The organism is Rothia sp. HMSC064F07 (assembly GCF_001837265.1).
Taxonomy (GTDB): domain Bacteria; phylum Actinomycetota; class Actinomycetes; order Actinomycetales; family Micrococcaceae; genus Rothia; species Rothia mucilaginosa.
In genome coordinates this window covers 767,554-786,159 of record NZ_KV831926.1, presented here as the reverse complement: position 1 = coordinate 786,159, position 18,606 = coordinate 767,554, and the positions used below count along the sequence as shown (strand labels likewise).

Annotated in this window: 17 protein-coding genes and 1 other RNA gene; all 18 read right to left on the bottom strand. The window is 55.5% G+C overall.

The features are described 5' to 3' along the window. Positions 1-67: 67 nt before the first annotated feature. Positions 68-667 carry a hypothetical protein gene (locus tag HMPREF2712_RS05690; protein ID WP_049352602.1) on the bottom strand — a complete coding sequence of 200 codons (600 nt, stop codon included), beginning with the start codon at positions 665-667 and terminating at the stop codon, positions 68-70. A 386-nt stretch (positions 668-1,053) separates the two neighbouring features. Beyond that, positions 1,054-3,369 carry an N-6 DNA methylase gene (locus tag HMPREF2712_RS05685; RefSeq protein ID WP_065423884.1) on the bottom strand — a complete coding sequence of 772 codons (2,316 nt, stop codon included), beginning with the start codon at positions 3,367-3,369 and terminating at the stop codon, positions 1,054-1,056. 500 nt (positions 3,370-3,869) lie between these two features. Further along, positions 3,870-4,242, bottom strand: a transfer-messenger RNA (tmRNA) gene (ssrA, locus tag HMPREF2712_RS05680). A 262-nt stretch (positions 4,243-4,504) separates the two neighbouring features. After that, positions 4,505-5,386 carry a DUF4190 domain-containing protein gene (locus HMPREF2712_RS05675; RefSeq protein ID WP_049352605.1) on the bottom strand — a complete coding sequence of 294 codons (882 nt, stop codon included), beginning with the start codon at positions 5,384-5,386 and terminating at the stop codon, positions 4,505-4,507. Positions 5,387-5,624: 238 nt separating this feature from the next. Continuing rightward, positions 5,625-6,092, bottom strand: a complete 468-nt coding sequence (locus HMPREF2712_RS05670; RefSeq protein WP_049352608.1) for a DUF4190 domain-containing protein — start codon at positions 6,090-6,092, stop codon at positions 5,625-5,627. A 126-nt stretch (positions 6,093-6,218) separates the two neighbouring features. Next, positions 6,219-6,713: an SsrA-binding protein SmpB gene (gene smpB, locus HMPREF2712_RS05665; RefSeq protein WP_005508591.1), complete on the bottom strand. Its 495-nt coding sequence runs from the start codon at positions 6,711-6,713 to the stop codon at positions 6,219-6,221. A 19-nt stretch (positions 6,714-6,732) separates the two neighbouring features. After that, on the bottom strand, positions 6,733-7,860 hold the full coding sequence (gene prfB / locus HMPREF2712_RS05660) for a peptide chain release factor 2 (RefSeq protein WP_049327697.1): 1,128 nt from the start codon (positions 7,858-7,860) through the stop codon (positions 6,733-6,735). 247 nt (positions 7,861-8,107) lie between these two features. Further along, complete coding sequence (locus HMPREF2712_RS05655; protein ID WP_239662326.1) at positions 8,108-8,677, bottom strand: pilus assembly protein TadG-related protein; 570 nt, start codon at positions 8,675-8,677, stop codon at positions 8,108-8,110. After that, positions 8,664-9,185, bottom strand: coding sequence for a hypothetical protein (locus HMPREF2712_RS05650; protein WP_049352612.1), 522 nt, complete (start codon positions 9,183-9,185; stop codon positions 8,664-8,666). Before HMPREF2712_RS05650 ends, HMPREF2712_RS05655 begins: the two co-directional genes overlap by 14 nt. After that, complete coding sequence (locus HMPREF2712_RS05645; RefSeq protein WP_070819484.1) at positions 9,151-9,606, bottom strand: TadE family protein; 456 nt, start codon at positions 9,604-9,606, stop codon at positions 9,151-9,153. Before HMPREF2712_RS05645 ends, HMPREF2712_RS05650 begins: the two co-directional genes overlap by 35 nt. Next, complete coding sequence (locus tag HMPREF2712_RS05640) at positions 9,606-9,833, bottom strand: hypothetical protein (protein WP_005505403.1); 228 nt, start codon at positions 9,831-9,833, stop codon at positions 9,606-9,608. The genes HMPREF2712_RS05645 and HMPREF2712_RS05640 overlap by 1 nt, the downstream gene beginning before the upstream one ends. Before the next feature lie 108 nt (positions 9,834-9,941). Next, positions 9,942-10,874 carry a type II secretion system F family protein gene (locus HMPREF2712_RS05635; protein WP_070819483.1) on the bottom strand — a complete coding sequence of 311 codons (933 nt, stop codon included), beginning with the start codon at positions 10,872-10,874 and terminating at the stop codon, positions 9,942-9,944. Next, positions 10,871-11,725: a type II secretion system F family protein gene (locus HMPREF2712_RS05630; RefSeq protein ID WP_070819482.1), complete on the bottom strand. Its 855-nt coding sequence runs from the start codon at positions 11,723-11,725 to the stop codon at positions 10,871-10,873. Before HMPREF2712_RS05630 ends, HMPREF2712_RS05635 begins: the two co-directional genes overlap by 4 nt. Next, positions 11,725-12,987, bottom strand: coding sequence for a TadA family conjugal transfer-associated ATPase (locus HMPREF2712_RS05625; protein WP_070819481.1), 1,263 nt, complete (start codon positions 12,985-12,987; stop codon positions 11,725-11,727). Before HMPREF2712_RS05625 ends, HMPREF2712_RS05630 begins: the two co-directional genes overlap by 1 nt. 467 nt (positions 12,988-13,454) lie before the next feature. Beyond that, on the bottom strand, positions 13,455-14,228 hold the full coding sequence (locus tag HMPREF2712_RS05620; RefSeq protein WP_005505398.1) for an ABC transporter ATP-binding protein: 774 nt from the start codon (positions 14,226-14,228) through the stop codon (positions 13,455-13,457). 4 nt (positions 14,229-14,232) lie between these two features. Next, positions 14,233-15,114 carry an ABC transporter permease gene (locus HMPREF2712_RS05615; RefSeq protein WP_012903227.1) on the bottom strand — a complete coding sequence of 294 codons (882 nt, stop codon included), beginning with the start codon at positions 15,112-15,114 and terminating at the stop codon, positions 14,233-14,235. Further along, positions 15,111-17,117 carry a glycosyltransferase gene (locus HMPREF2712_RS05610; protein WP_070819480.1) on the bottom strand — a complete coding sequence of 669 codons (2,007 nt, stop codon included), beginning with the start codon at positions 17,115-17,117 and terminating at the stop codon, positions 15,111-15,113. The genes HMPREF2712_RS05615 and HMPREF2712_RS05610 overlap by 4 nt, the downstream gene beginning before the upstream one ends. A gap of 2 nt (positions 17,118-17,119) precedes the next feature. Then, positions 17,120-18,307, bottom strand: coding sequence for a UDP-galactopyranose mutase (gene glf, locus HMPREF2712_RS05605; protein ID WP_005508581.1), 1,188 nt, complete (start codon positions 18,305-18,307; stop codon positions 17,120-17,122). Between the last annotated feature and the right edge of the window lie 299 nt (positions 18,308-18,606).

The following is an 18,606-nucleotide window of genomic DNA, read 5'->3' as shown; positions in this document are numbered from 1 at the left end:
TGGCTTTCCGGTAAGTGGAAAGCCGCCGCCTCGCTATGTATCGCTATGAGAGCAAGCGTTGCCAGTTTTAGGACAGCATGGTGAGGGTGCCGAGCAGACCCAGCAGGCTCAGACCCGAGATGATGTACGCCAGAATGTTGAAGGTCGTCATCTTCGAGGTGTACTTGGTGACGTGACCGGCGTTCACCTTCGCCGAGTAGATGGCAAGCCAAATGGAAACGCCGACCGGGATTAGGCCCACGAGCAGCAGAGCAATCACCATGATGTTGGGGCTCAGACCGGAGCTATACGCAGAGGAGCTGTAACCGCGGGAGTTGAGCGTTGCTTCAGAGTGGAGTGCCGCGACCTGAACCCACGCGTAGAGGGTCAGCGCCAGTGCACCCAGGGAGGCGCCGAACGCGCCGATGGAGTAGAAGTAGCCGGGGCCGCGGAAGTCGCCGGTGGTCTCGCCGTAGGGGCGGCGGTATTCAGCAGGCACCTGGTAGACGTCCGGGATGCGCTGGTAGCTGTCGTCGCGGTCACGCACGTTAGCCGGTGCCACGCCCAGGGCGGGGCCAGCGGGTGCTGCGCCGAGGGGAGCGCCGGGTGCTACGCCTGCAGGTACCGGCTGCGGGGAGTTTGCATTGTTCTGCTCCGGGAAGGAGGGGGCGGGAATCTGGTTTTCCATGGTGTGTCCTTGAGTGGTCGTCATAGCGGCTACCGCATCGTAGCGGTGGTGCACCTATGAGCGACTTTTGGGTTGCTCTCGTACATTGCCGGTGAGGTTGAATGAACAGCCAACACCGAACAACGATATCTACCCTTCGATACTACGGCATAGGGTGCGTTTTCGTCTTCTCTGATGACGTTCTCATTACAATGCGGTCACCTGAGCGCCCTCCAAGCCCACAGGTACACCCTGAACGGCCCGAAAATGGGCATAAAAATACCCGGCAGGTGGCGCCGTGGGGCGTCCTGCCGGGTGGTAGAAACCTAAGAATATATAGGAAATAACAAGTACAAGTCATGTAACGACGGATTGGTCTATCTCAAAAGAGATAGACCAATCTATCCTTATAGCCTATCACCGTAAGGCATTGATTTTATATACTCCTCCATCTGGACCCAATCTGGGACACCTTCAAAGGTTGCAGGGAGTTTAATCATTGTCCGTTTCATATTATCAAGCGTCCACTTACGGCCATAAGAGTACCTATATTTCTCATTTCTGAGCACAGAACATATAAATAGCCCCACAGCTGGGTTAAGCTTCCCGTATTCAGGACGAAGGTACAATACGTTTACATCATCCGTTGCCCAATAAGGCAGAGGCTGATAAAACGCTTCTCCTACTGACCCGTTATAGCTCAGAGAAATAGTATTTCCTTCATGCAGAGGGCTTTGACCAATAAGATTCGAGACGCCGTTATTTGAATCTATAGCCCCAATATATGGAGTAAATCCCTCTGTCTGATCTTCTGCTGTCAATCGCTTTCCTTTACGTATATCAAATAAACCAGATTCACCACCAAGCTGAAACCATTTCCAATTATTAGAATCTATCGAAACACCAAGCCTTTTATTTCCCATCTTTACTAAATAGGCGAGATAATCATTAACAGTCTGCTGAAAGTCTGCGTCAGTCAGGGCTGTGTAGTCAGTCTCCATGTATGCCTCACACAGCCATTCATCATTACCCGTAACCATATGTCTTGCGCTAAAACCAGGAATAATATCGCGATTCTTATACGTATTAATCCATTTTTCGCGAAATGCTACCCACAAGCTGTCACCGTTTTCATCCACCTGTTCAACACGACCAAGATTTTTACGCTTTTTAAACCCGTCGTCCTTACAGTATGCAAAGAAAGTCTCCCGCTTGGCAGAAGCATGCGGAGTTCCAATATCAAAAACCATACAACAGGCACATGCACTTGCACCAGGGTAGAAGATATCATCAGGAAGCGAAAAAACAGCATCCAACGTATTATTCTGTAGAATTTCGTTCTTCATCTGCTTCATCAGTGAACTATTTCCAATAGCGCATGCCATGGGAAGCAGAACTGCCAATTTACCCCGCATATTATTTTCGTTCATTTGCTCAAGAATAAATTTGACAAAGTAGAGCCCCTTAGATGGGTCCTGTTTAGCGTTTCCCCATTTTTTAGAGAACTCCTTGGGAACCTGCTTTACCATTGCGTTGTACGGAGGGTTCATCAGAACAACATCAAAACTAATACCATCCTTAATAAATTTGGGAACTTCATCAAAACAACTACCTTGAACGATATTTGAGTTTCCATCACCGTGTATAAGCATATTCGTTGTCGCAAGGCCATATACCTGTTCATCATACTCAACGCCATAAATATGGAACTTCTTAACCTGCTCTTCTTCAGCTTTTGTGTGGCAATCTTCAAGAGCCTGCGTCATTGAGCGCACAAGGAATGAACCGCTACCACACGTCATATCAAGAACAACTGAGTTTTTGTTTACGTTACAAATGGTCGACATAAAGTCCGTAATATGATCCGGAGTGAAGGCCTGATTTTTATCCGACTTACCAACATATTTATTAAAGGTAACAAAGAACAAATTTAGCAAATCTTGACCCGCAGTACTTTTATCATTAATAAACGGAAATATTTCCATTTTAATAAAATCAAGAATTTCACAAAAGCTTTCATTATTCATGTCACGGATATCTTGATCTTTAAGAACATGAACATCAATCAGTAATAGCTTTTCAGCTTTTTGTAAAGAGCCTTCAAGTAGATCCTCAAGAATAGACCGAATACCACTAATAATCTGCGAAGTTTTTAGTTTGCGACTATAAGAAAGACCATTTTTAATAGCCAAGAGACAAGTGCCAACGAACTGAGCACGCAGCCTCTCGTTAATACCGTGACGATGCAGCTTTTCATTGAGCTTATAAGTATTGCGCATCACCTCTTCTTTATTGTTTGTATGCTTTGCATCAAACATTTCTACATACTCTGGCATCGTACGGATAGCTCCTTCGCTTACCAGTTTTCGGTCATCTTCAACTGCAGACTTCCAGACAGTAATGCGATCATCCTCAGTATTTGCAACTATCGCAATAATCTTGTTACCAGTTAACCGCTTCTCATATTCGACATATGCAGCAATTTGCTCTTCGACAGTAGGCCACTTATCAGCATTGTTCTTTGTCTCAATGAGCAGGGAAACTCCTGACAGCTCAAATCGAATATCAAGAAACTGCCAAGCGCCTTTCCCCTTCTTCTTCATGATTGGGTCAAATTCAAGACCCTTCTCTTTGAAAGCTTTAGGATAGCTAAATTCACCTTTCTCGAGATTCTCCGTAAGGTACTCACGACCAACCGTGTCAATGATATTGAACCGATTCATTACTTGTTCACCTCCTATGTGTTCTGTAGCCCCTATGTCGAGGTCTACAGCGTCTACCAATCAATATCCGTACCTGCTCATAGCAGCCCTTCCTCCGCTCTCAAAGCAGTACGGCTTGCCTACTCTTATTAGCAGGTAGGCTACCTGCCAGATGATTTACCTCAGTTTCAGCTTAGAAACCGCCAGGCAAACATCCCGCTCTTCGAAGAGTATTTCCTCTACGATACCTCTTCATGAAGTAAATATCATAAACACCTGACGATGCTTTTTAGTAGGAAACCCACGAGGCATAATTACCTCCCCAACTTGTATTTAGCTATGTTCAAACGATATATATCGATGTGTCTCTCAAATTCAAGCTACTAAAGGGCATAAAAATACCCGGCAGGTGACGCGGTGAGGCGTCCTGCCGGGTGGTAGAAACCTACCGCGGTTCTTCCTCTGGATTGGAACCGATAATCACCGCCGCACCCCATACGGGATAGCGGACGGCTGGGAGATCGTGGAGATGCGGGGAATCGAACCCCGGTCCGATGTGGCGTCGATGGGGCTTCTCCGTGCGCAGTTTATGCGAACGCTACTTTTCGGCTCCGGTACTTGCATAAACACATATACCGACGAACCTAGTTACGTAAAAGTCCCGCCAGCCCCCGCAACAAGGGCTAGCAGCAGTGGCCTTTTAAGTCGATGCCGGTAACTGAGCCAAAGGCATGCTCAGGCCGACAGACGGCAACTCGCGCTTAGGCAGCGAGTGCGAAGTCAGTGCGCTTAGATTCTGCACTTAATTTTTTGCAGAGGGCGTTAACGAGATAACCCTGCATCCTCGGCACGCTTCACCCATCTCAACTCACATCGTCGAAACCGATCATCCCCCTATGCTTTTATCAAAAAGCCCACCGTCTTCTGAAAGTTTTCCTCAACATACCTTGATGCCGCGGTGCCATTCAAACACGGTAGAGATTCAGTATATCTAAGATGTTTAACGGCGTGCAAGTCCCCCACCCCGCACACGCCCGAATCAACGGCGGGCGCAGAAAATCACGGGCACAGCAAACGGGGTGAGGCGCCCCAGAATTCTGGGAGCCCCACCCCGTTCGCGTACCGCGCTGGGTAGCCAAAATTAGGCGGCTAAGACTTAGCGGTGAGCCGGAACAGTCATGCGGTTGTTCGGGTTATCACCAATCTGGCACACCACGTTACCGTGGCCGTCATCGGTACCAACCTCAAGGCACTTCTCAGCAGTCTGAGCAACAGAAATGTACACGAAGAGCATGCCCAGCGAGAACAGGACAGCCACCGCGCCGGTTACGATACCGGTAATCGCGAAGCCCTTACCCGCGCCAGCCTCCTTGACCTTCTTCAGGGACAGGGCGCCCAGAATAATCGCAGCGATACCCAGCAGCACACCAAATACGAAGAAACCGGTCACGACGCCCACAATACCCAGAATCATCGCAGCCAGCGCGATGCCGGGAGCCTTCTTCACGATGGGAGCCGCATACGGGTAACCTGCGGGCTGGCCGTAACCATAAGCGTCCTGCTGAGGCTGCTGCTGGTAAGAGTTCTGCTGGTAGTTGTAGTCAGCGGGCTGAGCCTGGTAGGAGGCGTCCTGGCCGTAACCGTACTGGTTCTGCTGCGCGGGCTGCCCCTGGTAGGAAGCATCCTGACCGTAGCCGTACTGTTGCTGAGCGGGCTGAGCCTGGCCGTAGGTGTTCTGAGTCGCAGCGCCCTGGGCGGAGGTACCCTGAGCAGCGTTCTGACCGTAAGCATTCTGCGAAGAAGGCTGCGCACCAAACTGACCGTACTGGTTCTGCTGAGCGGCGTTCTGCTGCTGAGTCTGGCCGTAGGTGTTCTGAGTGGATGCGCTCTGACCGTAATCCTGGCCGTAAGTGTTCTGTGCCGAAGGAGCCTGGCCGTAATCCTGACCGTACGAGCTCTGGGCGGAAGAATTAGGCTGCTGAGCAGCGTAGGGGTTCTGTGCGTTCCCCTGGTTGTTTCCGTAGTTATTCTCAGACATCCGTCGTTCTTTCCTTCACAGTTGCAGCGAACAATTTATACTCGCCCAACGCACCATTGCGCGCTGAGTTCGGTTCCATTATATAAATAAGCTGTCATCCGGGTCATCTGTGAAGTCCCAGATTTCAGAATCCGCGCCCAGAATCCACCAATCGGGCAGAATCAGCGCAGAAAAAGAGCAAGGGACCGAATAGTTCAACACTATTCGGTCCCTCAACGCTTCAAAGACTCAACGCGATTTAACGGCGGTACACCTTGTACTCATCGGGGCTCATCGTCATGGTTTTACCCTCGATGGTGCACACGTAGTTGCCATTCGAATCCTGCACGGCCTGCTCAGCGCAGTCGCCGAGCATGCTAAGGCCAATCATGCCCAGAATCAGCACGACAACCGCAAAAATCATGCCCAGCGCACCGGTGACAATGCCACCAATCGCCATGCCCTTACCGGAAGCGGTACCGTTCTTTACCTTCACCAGCGCAACAATACCCAGCACGATACCCGCCAGGCCAAGAGAAAGTCCACTAAAGATAAAAATACCGGTCAGAACACCCAAAATACCGCAGACCAAGGAGGCGATAGCCAGCCCCGAGCCCGGTTTCGGCTGGTAGCCGGGGTAGCCGCCCTGCATGTTGTATGCGGGTGCCTGCTGCGGTGCGGGGATGAACTCGCCCGGGTTCTGCTGGTAGTTCGGGTTCTCAGACATGTGTCTCCTCAAAAACGTATGGTGCTCGCGGTACACCGCGAATTTTCAACCATTATACGCGAGGAACCGCGCCCCGCCCCTACAGGCAGTCACCGAACCAGCGGTGCATCCGCCGTTGCCTCAGCCCTAGCCGAGGTTGCGGTAACGCATCGCGCGGCGCGCCTCCAGGTCATCCTGACGCTCACGCAAAGCCTGACGCTTATCATACTCACGCTTACCGGTCGCCAAAGCAATCTCAACCTTCGCACGACCATTCGAGAAGTACAGCTTCAACGGAACTACCGTGTAACCGGTCTCCTTCAGCTTCTGCGCCAACTTATTAATCTCAGAACGATGCAGCAGCAGCTTACGGCGACGACGAGCCGCATGGTTCGTCCACGTACCGTAACCATACTCCGCAATATGAATACCCTCGAGCCACAACTCGTTATCGGTCACCTGGCAGAAACCATCCACAATGGACGCCCCACCATCACGCAGAGACTTCACCTCAGTACCCAGCAGAACAATACCCGCCTCATAGGTATCCACAATGTTGTAGTTGTGGCGAGCCTTCTTATTCTGGGCAATAATCGCGTTATTCGGGTCCTTCTTCGCGTCTTTCTTCTTTTTCTGAGCCATCACTCAATCCTTATACGTCTTAGCTCTCTTCAGCCGCGCGCCCCGAAGCACGCCAGCGAATACCAGCATCAATAAAGGCGTTCAAACCGCCATCCAAAACATTAGAGGTATTACCCTCCTCATAGCCGGTACGCAGATCCTTCACCATCTGGTACGGATGCAGAACATAGGAGCGCATCTGATCACCCCAGCTTGCCTTAATATCACCGGCAAGCTCCTTCTTCTTCGCGTCCTCCTGCTCCTTACGCAACAGCAACAGGCGAGACTGCAGCACACGCAAAGCCGCCGCACGGTTCTGCAACTGCGACTTCTCATTCTGCATCGACACCACAATACCGGTCGGCAAGTGAGTCATACGCACCGCCGAATCCGTCGTATTCACCGACTGACCACCCGGGCCCGAGGAGCGGAACACATCCACCTTAATCTCAGACTCGGGAATCTCAATAGCATCCGTCTGCTCAATCAGAGGAATTACCTCAACCGCCGCGAACGAGGTCTGGCGGCGGCCCTGATTATCGAACGGCGAAATACGCACCAGACGGTGAGTACCCGCCTCCACCGACAGGCGGCCAAAAGCATACGGTGCGTTCACCTCGAAGGTCACCGATTTCAGGCCCGCCTCCTCAGCGTAGGAGGTGTCCAGAACCTTCGTCGGGTAGCCGTTCTTCTCCGCCCACCGCAGGTACATGCGCAGCAGCATCTCCGCGAAATCAGCAGCATCCACGCCACCAGCGCCCGAACGGATCGTCACCACAGCCTCACGCTGATCGTACTCACCAGACAGCAGCACCAGCACCTCAAGCTCTTCCAGCTTGGCGCGGATTTCACCGCACTCACGCTCAGCATCAGCGAGCAGCTCGGCGGCAGTCTCCTCATCCTCCGCTTCGGCAAGCTCCACCATCACCTCAACATCATCAATGCGAGAAGACAGCGAACGCAGACGATTCAGCTCCGACTGCTTATACGACAGTGCGCTCGTCACCTTCTGCGCGTTCTCCACGTCATCCCACAAATCGGGTGCGGCAGCCTGCGCAGACAGGTCCTCAATGGCGCGCTCAATCCCCTCAATATCGCTCACAGCAGCAATAGAGGTGAAAATCGCGCGAAGCTCTTTAATCTCAGCAGAAAAGTCGAAGGATGCCATAGCTTTTAACACTATCGCGAATTAGCCAGAAAGTCCCGCCGTTACAGCCCGCAACAGCCCACAGCGCAGAAGGATAAGGCAGGCAGAGGGCAGAAGCCACGCAATGAAGACCTAAAAAGGGCATAAAACGAGGGCGCATCCGCTAGCCGTTACACTACCTTGCGGATGCACCCTCGCAGTCTAAGGGGGCTCACAACACACCAATAAGCGAGTGCGCCGATATGCCCGTGCACCGTTGATGGACGCACTAATCGGTGGACGGGCCCTGGCTCGTCTTCAAACGCGACGAACCATGAGCGGTCACCTCAATACCATCAGGCAGCAGAATCGACAGCAGCGGCGGACGAATACGAGCCGACAGGTACACGTGTACGCTGTGATCAGAATCCACGGACACATTCTCCAGACGCAACGCGTGAAAATCCTGCCCCGGCTGAACCTCAGCCAGGTACGCACTCGCATACTCCCACGCCGCCGAACCACTCGCTTCATCAGGAGTGCGCATCGTGCGGGTAATCGAGTTCGCCTGAGCGTCCGCCATATCCTGCAGATGCTGAGTCTGCAGATACGCGCCGGTAATCGCCACCGTCACCGAACCGATGAGCAGAAGCAACGCCAGCATGCCCACAATCAGCGGGGCAATGCTGCCCTCTTCCGGGCCCGAGGCGATTGGGTCAGCGGCGAGCGCCCGGCTCTGCGCACGGGCACGAACCTGTAGACGGGCACAACGGTATGCGTTAGCGTAGCGCTCCCGCACAGAGGAAAGCAGGCGAGCGGGCGAGAACAGTCGAGCGGGCGAGCCATTAGGAATTAGCATGACCAGACCCCCAACTCGTCGCATGAGAACTCACCGGAATCACGCCGCCACCCATAAACGAAGGCAGCAGCGGCAGATGCGCCTGAACCGTCACCGTGGCGTACGCCTTCGTACCCGAGACACACTCCCCCGACGCACAGCTCAACGACACGCTCACATCGGAAGGCTCAACCCCGTAATCCGCGGCAGCATGCACCGCCAGACGCTGAGCCAAATCCGGGCCAACCGACGAATCCTGCGGCTGCTCCTGCACATACAGCACCACCTGGGCGCTCGCAGCATGAGCCGCCATCACCGAAGACTGCAAGCTAAAAATCGTCAGAATGCCGTAGAGCACCGGGATGAGCAGAGTAATACCTAAACCCAGGAACTCCACAATGGCGCTACCCTCTTCAGGGCGGTGCTGGCTAAAAAGAGGCCAATCAGAACGGCTCTTCAGGCGTTCCTTCACACGCTGCCGAAGCGAAAAGCCACTAATCACCGGAACGATGCTCCGCATAAATCGCATGCCCCTTCACCTCAATAGAATCCGGAAAACCCCACGGGCCCAGCACCGGCAACGGAGACTTCACCGTCACCTCCAAAGTGCGCACACCCGTAGAATCACTACTCTGACGGTACGAAATGTTCTCAGCGTACGAAGACGGAAGAGCCCCCTCAATCAGCTGACGGGTACGCTCCATGCCCTCCTGCGGAGTGCGGTCACGCATCGTACCGTACCGTGCCCCAGCCGCCGCAGCATCCACCAGCATGGTTCGTGCATACAGGGCGAAAGAAACCTGCAGAATCGCCATGGTCAGCAACACCAACAGGGCACCGACCATGACGAATTCCGTGCTGGCGTCACCGCGCTCGCTATCCTCCACAGAATATTCCGCGGAGGATAGCTCAGCGGCAGTCAGCTCAGAAGCGATGCGGGGCTTACGCATTACTGGTGAACCAGAGCGATCGCGTCGTTGAACATCTTGGTCAGAGCCGGCTGGGCAATCGCCAAGATAGCGGCAACCAGCACGGCGCTCATCATGGTGATCATGACCCAGCCGGGCACGTCGCCGCGCTCGGGGTCATCCTGCTTGTTCTTCAGGCGCAGAGCCAGCACGGATGCGATAGCCAGGGCAATCAGCACGGTGAGGGTGGTGCGGAAACGACGGAACATGATTTTCTCCTTCTATCAAAGGGTGTAGTGTGTGGTTGGTGCGGCACACCGGGCAATCAGCCCCGCCCACCGCGGTGCAGCCGGTACGGTGTGTACCCGCCGCAAAATCTAAAAGTTCAAACGCATGAGCGACAGGCCCGGGAAGACCGCAAAAATTACGGTCAGCGGCAGAATGAAAAACACCACCGGGGCGAGCATCGCAATCTCCTTCTTACCGGCTGTTTCCATCAGCTCACGCTTAGCGTTATCGCGCACATCCTGCGCCTGCGCACGCAACACATCAGCCAGAGGGGTACCGCGCTCAATCGCAACAGCAATACCCTCAACGAAGCGACTCAACGCCGGAACGCGAGTACGCTCCGCAAACTCCTGCAACGCGCTCAGCAGCGAAATACCGGTGCGGGTCTGCGCCAAAATCTCAGAAAACTCACGAGCCAACTCGCCGCGAGAGGTCAAACAGATACGTTCCAAAGCCGCCAGCGCCGACTCGCCCGCCGTCACCGACAGAGCCATCATCTCCGCCAGCGCCGGGAACTCAGCAACCAACTGCTTCTCACGCTTAGTCACCGCCTCACCCAGCCACCAGTCACGCGCCAGAAAGCCGCTCAAACCGCTCACCAGCACCAGCACAAGAGCCACCAGGATGGAGAAACGCTCCTGCACCACGCCAATGACGGTCAGGGCACTCATGACGGTCACACCGGCAAGAGCCCACAGCAGCTGCTCGGCACGAAACGCGCTCACACTCTGCGAAGAGCCAGCACGACGCAGACGCTCCTGCACCGAACTATCGCTCAGCGACGAGCCGCTCAACGACGAAGACAGCGAACGCAGAAGCGGCGCACAGAACGCCGAAATCGCCTCCAGCAGGCTCGGCTCACGGCGCTCCTGCTCCTTCAACAGCGACTCACGCAGAGTCTCACCGCGCAACTGCGACGCCACACGATCAGAAAACGAAATACTGCGAGTATTCAGCACCGACGAAAGAATCAGACCCACGCCGGCCGCCAACAGTAGACCAAAAATCAGAGGCAGATTCACCCGAAAACCCTCCGTTCACGCGGCAACTCACCAATACGCAGCATCAGACGGTACGCCGCCAAAGAAATAGCGGCACCGGCAATCATCAGCATCGCACCGGCAAACGAGTTATAAACCATGCGCGCGGCAGGCTGAGTCGCCATCAGACACAGCACAAACCAGGGCGCCACACAGGAGAGACGAGCCGCATTCACAGTCCACGACTGGCGAGCCAGAAGCTCCGAACGGGTACGCGCATTCTCACGCAGAAAATCACTCAGCGTGCCCAGCAGCTTACCCAGGTCCGAACCGCCCACCTCACGGGCAATCTTCAACGCCTCAATGATGGTGTCCGCCACCGGGTCAGAGAGGTACTCCTTCAAACGGTTCAGCGACGGCACAAACTCACCCGACGCACGGTAATCACGCGAGAAATGGGCGAAGGCATCACGCAGCTCTTCCGGGCCGCGGTACGAGAGCTGAATCAGCGCCTCCGGCAAGGACAGACCCGCACGAATCGCCGAACGCAGGTGGTCCACCGCATCTGGCCACAACTGCCAAATACGGGCATCCGCCGCGCGGGCACGATGATTCACAATCACGCGAGGCGCCGCAAAACCACCAATCAGGCCCAGCAGGCCCAGCGGCAAAAGCTGAGTAAGCATCAGCAACAGAACCGACGCGCTCACACCGCTGGCAACGCTCACCCACATGAACGTGCGAGGAGTCAGCGAATGCATACCCGCCTTACGCAACGCCACAACCAGCGCCGGGTCGTTACTCGGCTCCGGAGGCTTGCCGTTATCGGGAAAGCAAGAAAGATAAATCAGGCAGACGCCCAACCCCAAAATCAGGCTCAGAAACAGGGGCATTACTGCCCCGCCTTCGCCGCAGCCAGCACCTGCTCGGGGCGGTGACCGGCACGAATCCAACGGTCCGGGTTCGGCAGCTCCAACGCCACACACATCATCTGACCGTCACGGCGTACAAACAGCGGGGACATCTCAATCACGCCGTCCTCAACGCGGCCACCCAGCATGCTGATCTCTTCGACCTGACGCTGACCGCGCGAATCGCGGCCGCAATGCACCACAATGTCAAAGCAGGACGCCACGGTCGGCACCACGAACGCCGAGGAAATATTCTCGCCCGCCAGCAGCGGCAGGGTACAAATCTTGGTCACCGCGTCACGCGCCGAGTTCGCGTGAATTGTGCACATACCTGGCAGACCCGCGTTGAGCGCAATGAGCATATCCAGGGACTCCGCCTCACGCACCTCACCAATGAGGATGCGGTCCGGGCGCATACGCAGAGCTTCCTTGACCAGGCGGCGCAGCTCAATCGCACCGGTGCCTTCAAGGTTCGGCTGGCGGCACTGCAGGCCCACCACATCGCGTAGCGGAACCGCGAGCTCAAAGATTTCTTCGCACGTAATCACGCGCTCACGCGGCGGAATAGACGCCGACAGACAATTCAGCATCGTGGTCTTACCCGCCTGGGTTGCACCCGAAACGAGGATGTTCATGCCGCTCTCCACCGCCGCGTGCAGCAGGGACGCCGCGCCGGCACTCAGCGAGTTCATGCGCACCAGGTCGGGCAGGCGACGGGCACGCACCACGAACTTACGGATATTGATGCTCGTGTGCCTGCGAGTAATATCCGGAATCACCGCGTGCAGGCGGGATCCGTCCGGCAGGGATGCATCAACAAACGGGGAGGAAAGGTCCACACGACGACCCGAAGGCTTGAGCATGCGCTCCAGCAGGCTATTGATGGCCTCGGCACTCAGGTGCAGACCGGTCAATTCGCTTTCGCCGTTGCGGGCGATAAAGATTTCGTCAGGAGAGTTGATCCAGATTTCTTCAACGCACTCATCATCGAGGAACGGTTGAATCACTCCGAAGCCGCAGATTTCATCGTGCAGGCGCTGAATTACGGATTCACGGTCACCCAAATCGGGCAGGGAAATGCGGGTGCGGCGCTGTTCGTAATCGTTCAGGTGCTCGTCAATGAGCCCGCGAACGGCGTGCTGGTCCTCGTGCGGATCCAGGCTGCGGTAGCGCATTGCCTCACGGATATTCTCCTCGAGCAGACTTAGATGCTCCGCCCGGGTATCCAGTACGGTGTTCTCCATTGAAATGATCCGATGCTGTGTGTGGTGTGGTTGTGTGGAATACGGTGAGGCATTGATACATCAATGCCACCATCACCCTACCCTCAGCGCATCAAATTTATCAAAATGTAATAAAACACCCCTTAATATTTACAAGTATAGTATTTGACTATTTTTGATGCATAGAACTGCACATATCGTTACCTAATGTGCACCAACATTCAAAACGCCTAGTCAGCTGTGACTCACAGAACAGTTGCAGGTACGCACCTCGAACCGCTCACCGCTAATCACTGCCATATTGCACTCGGTGCACACGTAACATTTCGTCTTAAAAGCCGCAGCCTCCCCTGCTAAAACGCAAGAACCCTACCCAGCAGCAGCACATTCCCGGGCACAACTTTCGGGCGCTCCTTCCCGGGCACAGCAAAGGGGCGTGCACTCCCCCATCGGGAATACACGCCCCATCACCAGCAATCATCTAGCGGTTAGTCGCCGCCTCGAATCACTTTCACGGCTTCCTTAATCGGACCGTCAAAACGCAGGTTACCGTGCTCCAGCACCACGCCGCGGTCACAAATCTTAGACACCAAATCCAGGTCGTGGCTCACCACGGCAAGAGTCTTACCGGCAGAGCACAGCTCCTGAATCTTCGCAATACACTTCTTCTGGAACGGCTCATCGCCCACCGCAAGAATCTCATCCACCAGGAAGATATCCGGGTTCGTATGCACCGCAACCGAGAAGGCCAGACGCAGATACATACCCGAAGAGTAGAACTTCACCTCGGTATCGATAAAGTCGTGAATCTCAGCGAAATCCACAATCGAATCGAAGGAAGCCTCAATCTCATCCTTGGTCATACCCAAGATTGCGCCGTTGAGGTACACGTTATCGCGGCCGGTCAGATCCGGGTGAAAACCAGCGCCCACCTCAATCAGACCCGCAATATTGCCGCGAGTAAGAACCTCACCCTCATCAGCGCGCATCACACCAGAAATCATCTTCAGCAGCGTGGACTTACCCGAGCCGTTCAGACCCAGCAGAGCTACACGCTCGCCCTGACGAATATCCAGGCTCACGCCATTGAGCGCATTGAACTTCTCCGAAAGATCACCCTTGCGGCCCTTAATCAACCACACAAAAGCTTCCTTCATCGAACGGGTGTGGCGCAGAACGAAGCGCTTCACCAAATTCTCCACGTGAATCACCACGGGAGCGTCCGGGCTCACCGGCGGGAACTCAAGCTTCTTAATATCCACAGAATCAGAGCTCCTGGGCGAAGTTGCCCTCAAACTTACGGAAGAGCAAATCACCAATCAAAACGGTCAGCAGAGAAATACCAAGGGCAATCGGAGTCCAGAAGCTGAAAAGATGCGGAACCACCTGCGAAGCAGGAAGCGCCAAATCCTCAGGACGGAGCGTCGGATGCCAGAAGCCATAGTGGAACAGCTCCACCGCAACGGTCAGCGGATTAAGCATGAACACGTTGAACACCCACGGATAGAGAGTGTCACGCACCATGGTCCAGGAGTACAGCACCGGCGAGAACCAGGTAGCCACCATCAGCAGCATGTCCACAATGTTCTCCGAATCGCGGAAGAACACGTTCGCCACACCGAAAATCAAACCCAGACCATAGGACAGCATCATCACAATCAGCATGCCCGCCAGAATCGACCCAAACGCCAGGAAGGTCGGGGACCAACCCACCAAGAAGCAGGCCAGCAGCATCACAGCAATCTGAGGCACAAAATGCACCAGAGCCACCCACACCGTCGACAGCGAGAACAGCTCACGCGGCAGGTAAATCTTACGAATCAGCGCGCTGTTAACCACCATGGCGCGAGCACCATTACCAAAACCCTCCGAGAAGAAGTTAATGGCAATCATGCCCGAGAACAGGTACACCGCATAGTTGTGCATACCGCGTTCCAAGCCAAGGAACATACCCATGGCAATGTAGAACACCAGGAACTGCACACCCGGCTTAATGTACGACCACAAAATGCCCAGCACCGAGCCGCGGTAGCGGACCTGGATTTCCTTATCGACCAGCAGTCGAAGCAGGTAGCGGTTCTTCACCGCATCCAGGATGCCGCGCCCACGGCCGGGCGCCTTCAGGGGAACAGACTTCAGATCGTTCATCGGGTCAGCTCAGAATCCGTATGCTCAGCGAAGGTCTTAGCCCACGCATCGTAGGAGGCAACCTCAGCAGCCTTCGAACGGTACTGCTCACGCAGCTTATCCCAACCGGTCACCAGCTGAACGTGCAGCTTAGCGGCCTGAGCCAGCTTCGACTTGAGCTGCTCGGGATCGCGGCGGTACCAGAACAGACCGGTACCCTCAGCGTTAGTCGCCAGAGCCGAATCGAACTTCGACAGGGTCCACCAGTTGGTCTCACCGTAGTTCAGCTGAATCTGCGGGTGAGCCTTCGCCTCTTCACTCACCGGCTTGAGCAGCTGACGAGCAACAGTCTTCGCGGTCCACGAAGCAAGCTTCTTATAGCCCGGGGACGCGAAGGAACGGCGACCACGGAACGGAGGCTTCTTCGTCTGAATAGCCGGGAAGTCATCCACGTTCGGCTTCACCTGAGACTCCGGGTACTCCTTAGCCATCGCACGAATTACCGGCAGACGCTGCGAGAGCGAGGGGTGCAGGTGATCGGGACCGGAGAGCAGATCCTCCAGCGCCATCAGGCGGCCAGCCTCGGTGTAGTACTGCATGGACAGGGTGTGCTTGACGTCCAAGAACAGGGACTCCAGCAGCACGCGGCCACCCTTATCGAAGGGCGAGTGCAGCAGTGCCGTAATGAGGCGGTTGCGCTCGTGGTAGTACGCCTGCCAGCCGACGGAGTCATCCTTATCGGTCCAGGACACGTGCCACACGCCCGCGCCGGGGAAGGAAACGGTAGCGAAGCCCGCAGCCTTAGCGCGCAGACCGTACTCAGCGTCATCCCACTTCAGGAACAGAGGCAGAGACAGACCGATTTCCTTGATGACGGCGGTCGGAATGAGGCACATCCACCAGCCGTTGTAGTCCACGTCCACGCGGCGGTGCAGCCACGGGGTGTTACGCAGGTTGTGGTGACCCAGGTTGTGGCCCATGCCCATATCCTCGTGCGGCTTAGCGTAGAAGTTACGCCACGGGTCAACAACCTCACCGAACGCGTGCAGGACCGAACGGTCAAACATGTCGAACATGTGCGCACCCACGATGGTGGGTTCCTTGCAGTAGTTCGCGAAGGTCACCATACGCAGAATCGACTCGGGCTCAACGATGACGTCATCATCGAGCAGCAGCACGTAATCGGAACCGTTGTTGACAGCCTCGAACATGCCGCGCGAGAAGCCACCGGAACCACCCAGGTTACCCTGGTTGATAATGCGGAACTTACCGGAGAGGGGCTTGACGACCTCTTCGAAGTCCTCGTGGTCCTGCACCTTCTGGGTGCCCTGATCCACAATCAGGAACTCGTGCACAGCATCAAAAATCTCGGGGCTCTCACCCAGAGCACGAATGTTATTGATGCAGTACTCCACCTTGTTCATGGTGGTAATCTGCACGGTCGCCTGACCAGCCTTCACGTCTGCGCGGGGCTCAATGTCGCCCAGCCAGTTCGCTTCAATCAGCTCAAGGTCGCCGGTGCCAGCCAGGTCGAACCAGTACCAGCCGCCGTCACCGAACGGTGCCAGGGGCAGGGTGAAGGTGTTGGTTTCCTCGCCGGAGAGCAGCTTCGCATCCACGCGCTGAATCACGCCACGGCCATTGGACTTGTACACAATGACCATGCCCTCGCCGCGAGTCTGAACGCTCAGCACGACCTTCTGCAGATTGGTCCAGCGGCGCCAGTACGAGGCGGGGAACGCGTTGAAGTACGTACCGAAAGACAGGCTCTGGCCCGCGTTCACGGTGATGGAGCGGCGGCTGTTCAGGCTGTTCGCGGCATCACGGTTCGCGCTGGCGCTCGACATAGACTGACCGGAGGTGTTCATCGCCTCCGCAATGGAGGTGGAAGCGTCACCGTCAATACGGGTGGGCAGCTGAACGCCGGTTGCAACACTCGCGTCCACGTACAGGGGGACGACGTCGGTCTCAACTGCGCTCGGGAAAATAACCCGCTGCAGGTTCTTCAAAGTCTTATCAGCCATGGTTATGCGTCAACACCACCGGACTCGATCTTCGCACCGTTAGCGAAGTGCGGGCGGATCTTGTTGTCGAACATGGACAGTGCAGCGCCGATAGCCATGTGCATATCCAGGTACTTGTAGGTACCCAGGCGGCCACCGAACAGCACGTTGTTCTCGCCCTTAGCCAGGTCGCGGTACGCCAGCAGCTTCTCACGGTCCACGGAGGTGTTGACCGGGTAGTACGGCTCGTCGCCCTTGTTCGCGAAGCGAGAGTACTCGCGCATGATGACGGTTGCGTCCTTGGTGTAGTCACGCTCGGGGTGGAAGTGACGGAACTCGTGGATGCGGGTGAAGGGAACATCAGCATCGGGGTAGTTCATCACGGAGCAGCCCTGGAAGTCCTCAATCGGCAGGACTTCTTCTTCCAGGTCGATGGTACGCCAGGACAGGTCGCCCTCAGCGTAGTCGAAGTAGCGGTCAACCGGGCCGGTGTAGACCACGGGAATCTGACCCAGGACGTTCTCGCGAGAGTACTGGTGACCGGGCTCGAAGAAGTCAGTGTTCAGGTGCACCTCAATGTTCGGGTGCGCCGCCATACGCTCCAGCCATGCTGCGTAGCCGTCAACGGGCAGACCCTCGTACTTGTCGTTGAAGTAGCGGTTGTCATAGTTGTAGCGAACCGGCAGACGGGAAATGATGGATGCGGGCAGCTCTTCCGGCGGGGTCTGCCACTGCTTAGCGGTGTAGTGCTTGATGAACGCCTCGTACAGGGGGCGACCAATCAGGGAGATACCCTTGTCATTCAGGTTCTGCGGGTCGGTACCAGCCAGCTCGCCAGCCTGCTCAGCGATGAGCGCCTTTGCCTCTGCGGGAGAGTAAGCTGCGTTGAAGAACTGGTTGATGGTACCCAGGTTAATCGGCATGGGGTAGACGATGCCGTTGTGGCGGGTGTACACGCGGTGTACGTAGTTGGTGAACTCGGTAAAACGGTTCACGTACTCCCAGACACGCTCGTTGGAGGTGTGGAACAGGTGCGCACCGTAGCGGTGCACCTCAATACCGGTCTGCTTCTCCTTCTCGCTGTATGCGTTACCACCGATGTGGGAACGGCGGTCCAGCAGGGCAACCTTCAGGCCCAGCTCAGTGGCAGCCTGTTCTGCGATGGTCAGACCAAAGAGGCCCGAACCGACTACTACGAGGTCAGCGGTCAATGTTTTCTCCTGTATTATCACGGCGCACCGCCGCTTCTGCGAGGGCGGTATTCACCTACCAGATTGGACACATCCGAGGGTTCTCAGTCGCGCCGCAATCCGCACGGGTGGGTACAAAAAGCCCCTCCCGTGATGGATATAGTCATAATCTAAGATACCTGTTTATCAAGCACTACGCATACTTATGACGTGCTTTTAGGGGCTTTTGGACTATTGTTCGCACACTCTTTCCCCAAGTGAATATTCTTCACGAACCCCGAGGTCAAGCGGGTCTGAGCGAGTTCCTTTTTCTGCAGACT

Excerpts from the sequence above, each read along its gene's own strand:
- HMPREF2712_RS05690 (WP_049352602.1), bottom strand. The coding sequence starts at position 667 with ATGGAAAACCAGATTCCCGCCCCCTCCTTCCCGGAGCAGAACAATGCA.
- HMPREF2712_RS05685 (WP_065423884.1), bottom strand. The coding sequence starts at position 3,369 with ATGAATCGGTTCAATATCATTGACACGGTTGGTCGTGAGTACCTTACG.
- HMPREF2712_RS05675 (WP_049352605.1), bottom strand. The coding sequence starts at position 5,386 with ATGTCTGAGAATAACTACGGAAACAACCAGGGGAACGCACAGAACCCC.
- HMPREF2712_RS05670 (WP_049352608.1), bottom strand. The coding sequence starts at position 6,092 with ATGTCTGAGAACCCGAACTACCAGCAGAACCCGGGCGAGTTCATCCCC.
- smpB (WP_005508591.1), bottom strand. The coding sequence starts at position 6,713 with ATGGCTCAGAAAAAGAAGAAAGACGCGAAGAAGGACCCGAATAACGCG.
- prfB (WP_049327697.1), bottom strand. The coding sequence starts at position 7,860 with ATGGCATCCTTCGACTTTTCTGCTGAGATTAAAGAGCTTCGCGCGATT.
- HMPREF2712_RS05655 (WP_239662326.1), bottom strand. The coding sequence starts at position 8,677 with ATGCTAATTCCTAATGGCTCGCCCGCTCGACTGTTCTCGCCCGCTCGC.
- HMPREF2712_RS05650 (WP_049352612.1), bottom strand. The coding sequence starts at position 9,185 with ATGCGATTTATGCGGAGCATCGTTCCGGTGATTAGTGGCTTTTCGCTT.
- HMPREF2712_RS05645 (WP_070819484.1), bottom strand. The coding sequence starts at position 9,606 with ATGCGTAAGCCCCGCATCGCTTCTGAGCTGACTGCCGCTGAGCTATCC.
- HMPREF2712_RS05640 (WP_005505403.1), bottom strand. The coding sequence starts at position 9,833 with ATGTTCCGTCGTTTCCGCACCACCCTCACCGTGCTGATTGCCCTGGCT.
- HMPREF2712_RS05630 (WP_070819482.1), bottom strand. The coding sequence starts at position 11,725 with ATGCCCCTGTTTCTGAGCCTGATTTTGGGGTTGGGCGTCTGCCTGATT.
- HMPREF2712_RS05625 (WP_070819481.1), bottom strand. The coding sequence starts at position 12,987 with ATGGAGAACACCGTACTGGATACCCGGGCGGAGCATCTAAGTCTGCTC.
- HMPREF2712_RS05615 (WP_012903227.1), bottom strand. The coding sequence starts at position 15,114 with ATGAACGATCTGAAGTCTGTTCCCCTGAAGGCGCCCGGCCGTGGGCGC.
- HMPREF2712_RS05610 (WP_070819480.1), bottom strand. The coding sequence starts at position 17,117 with ATGGCTGATAAGACTTTGAAGAACCTGCAGCGGGTTATTTTCCCGAGC.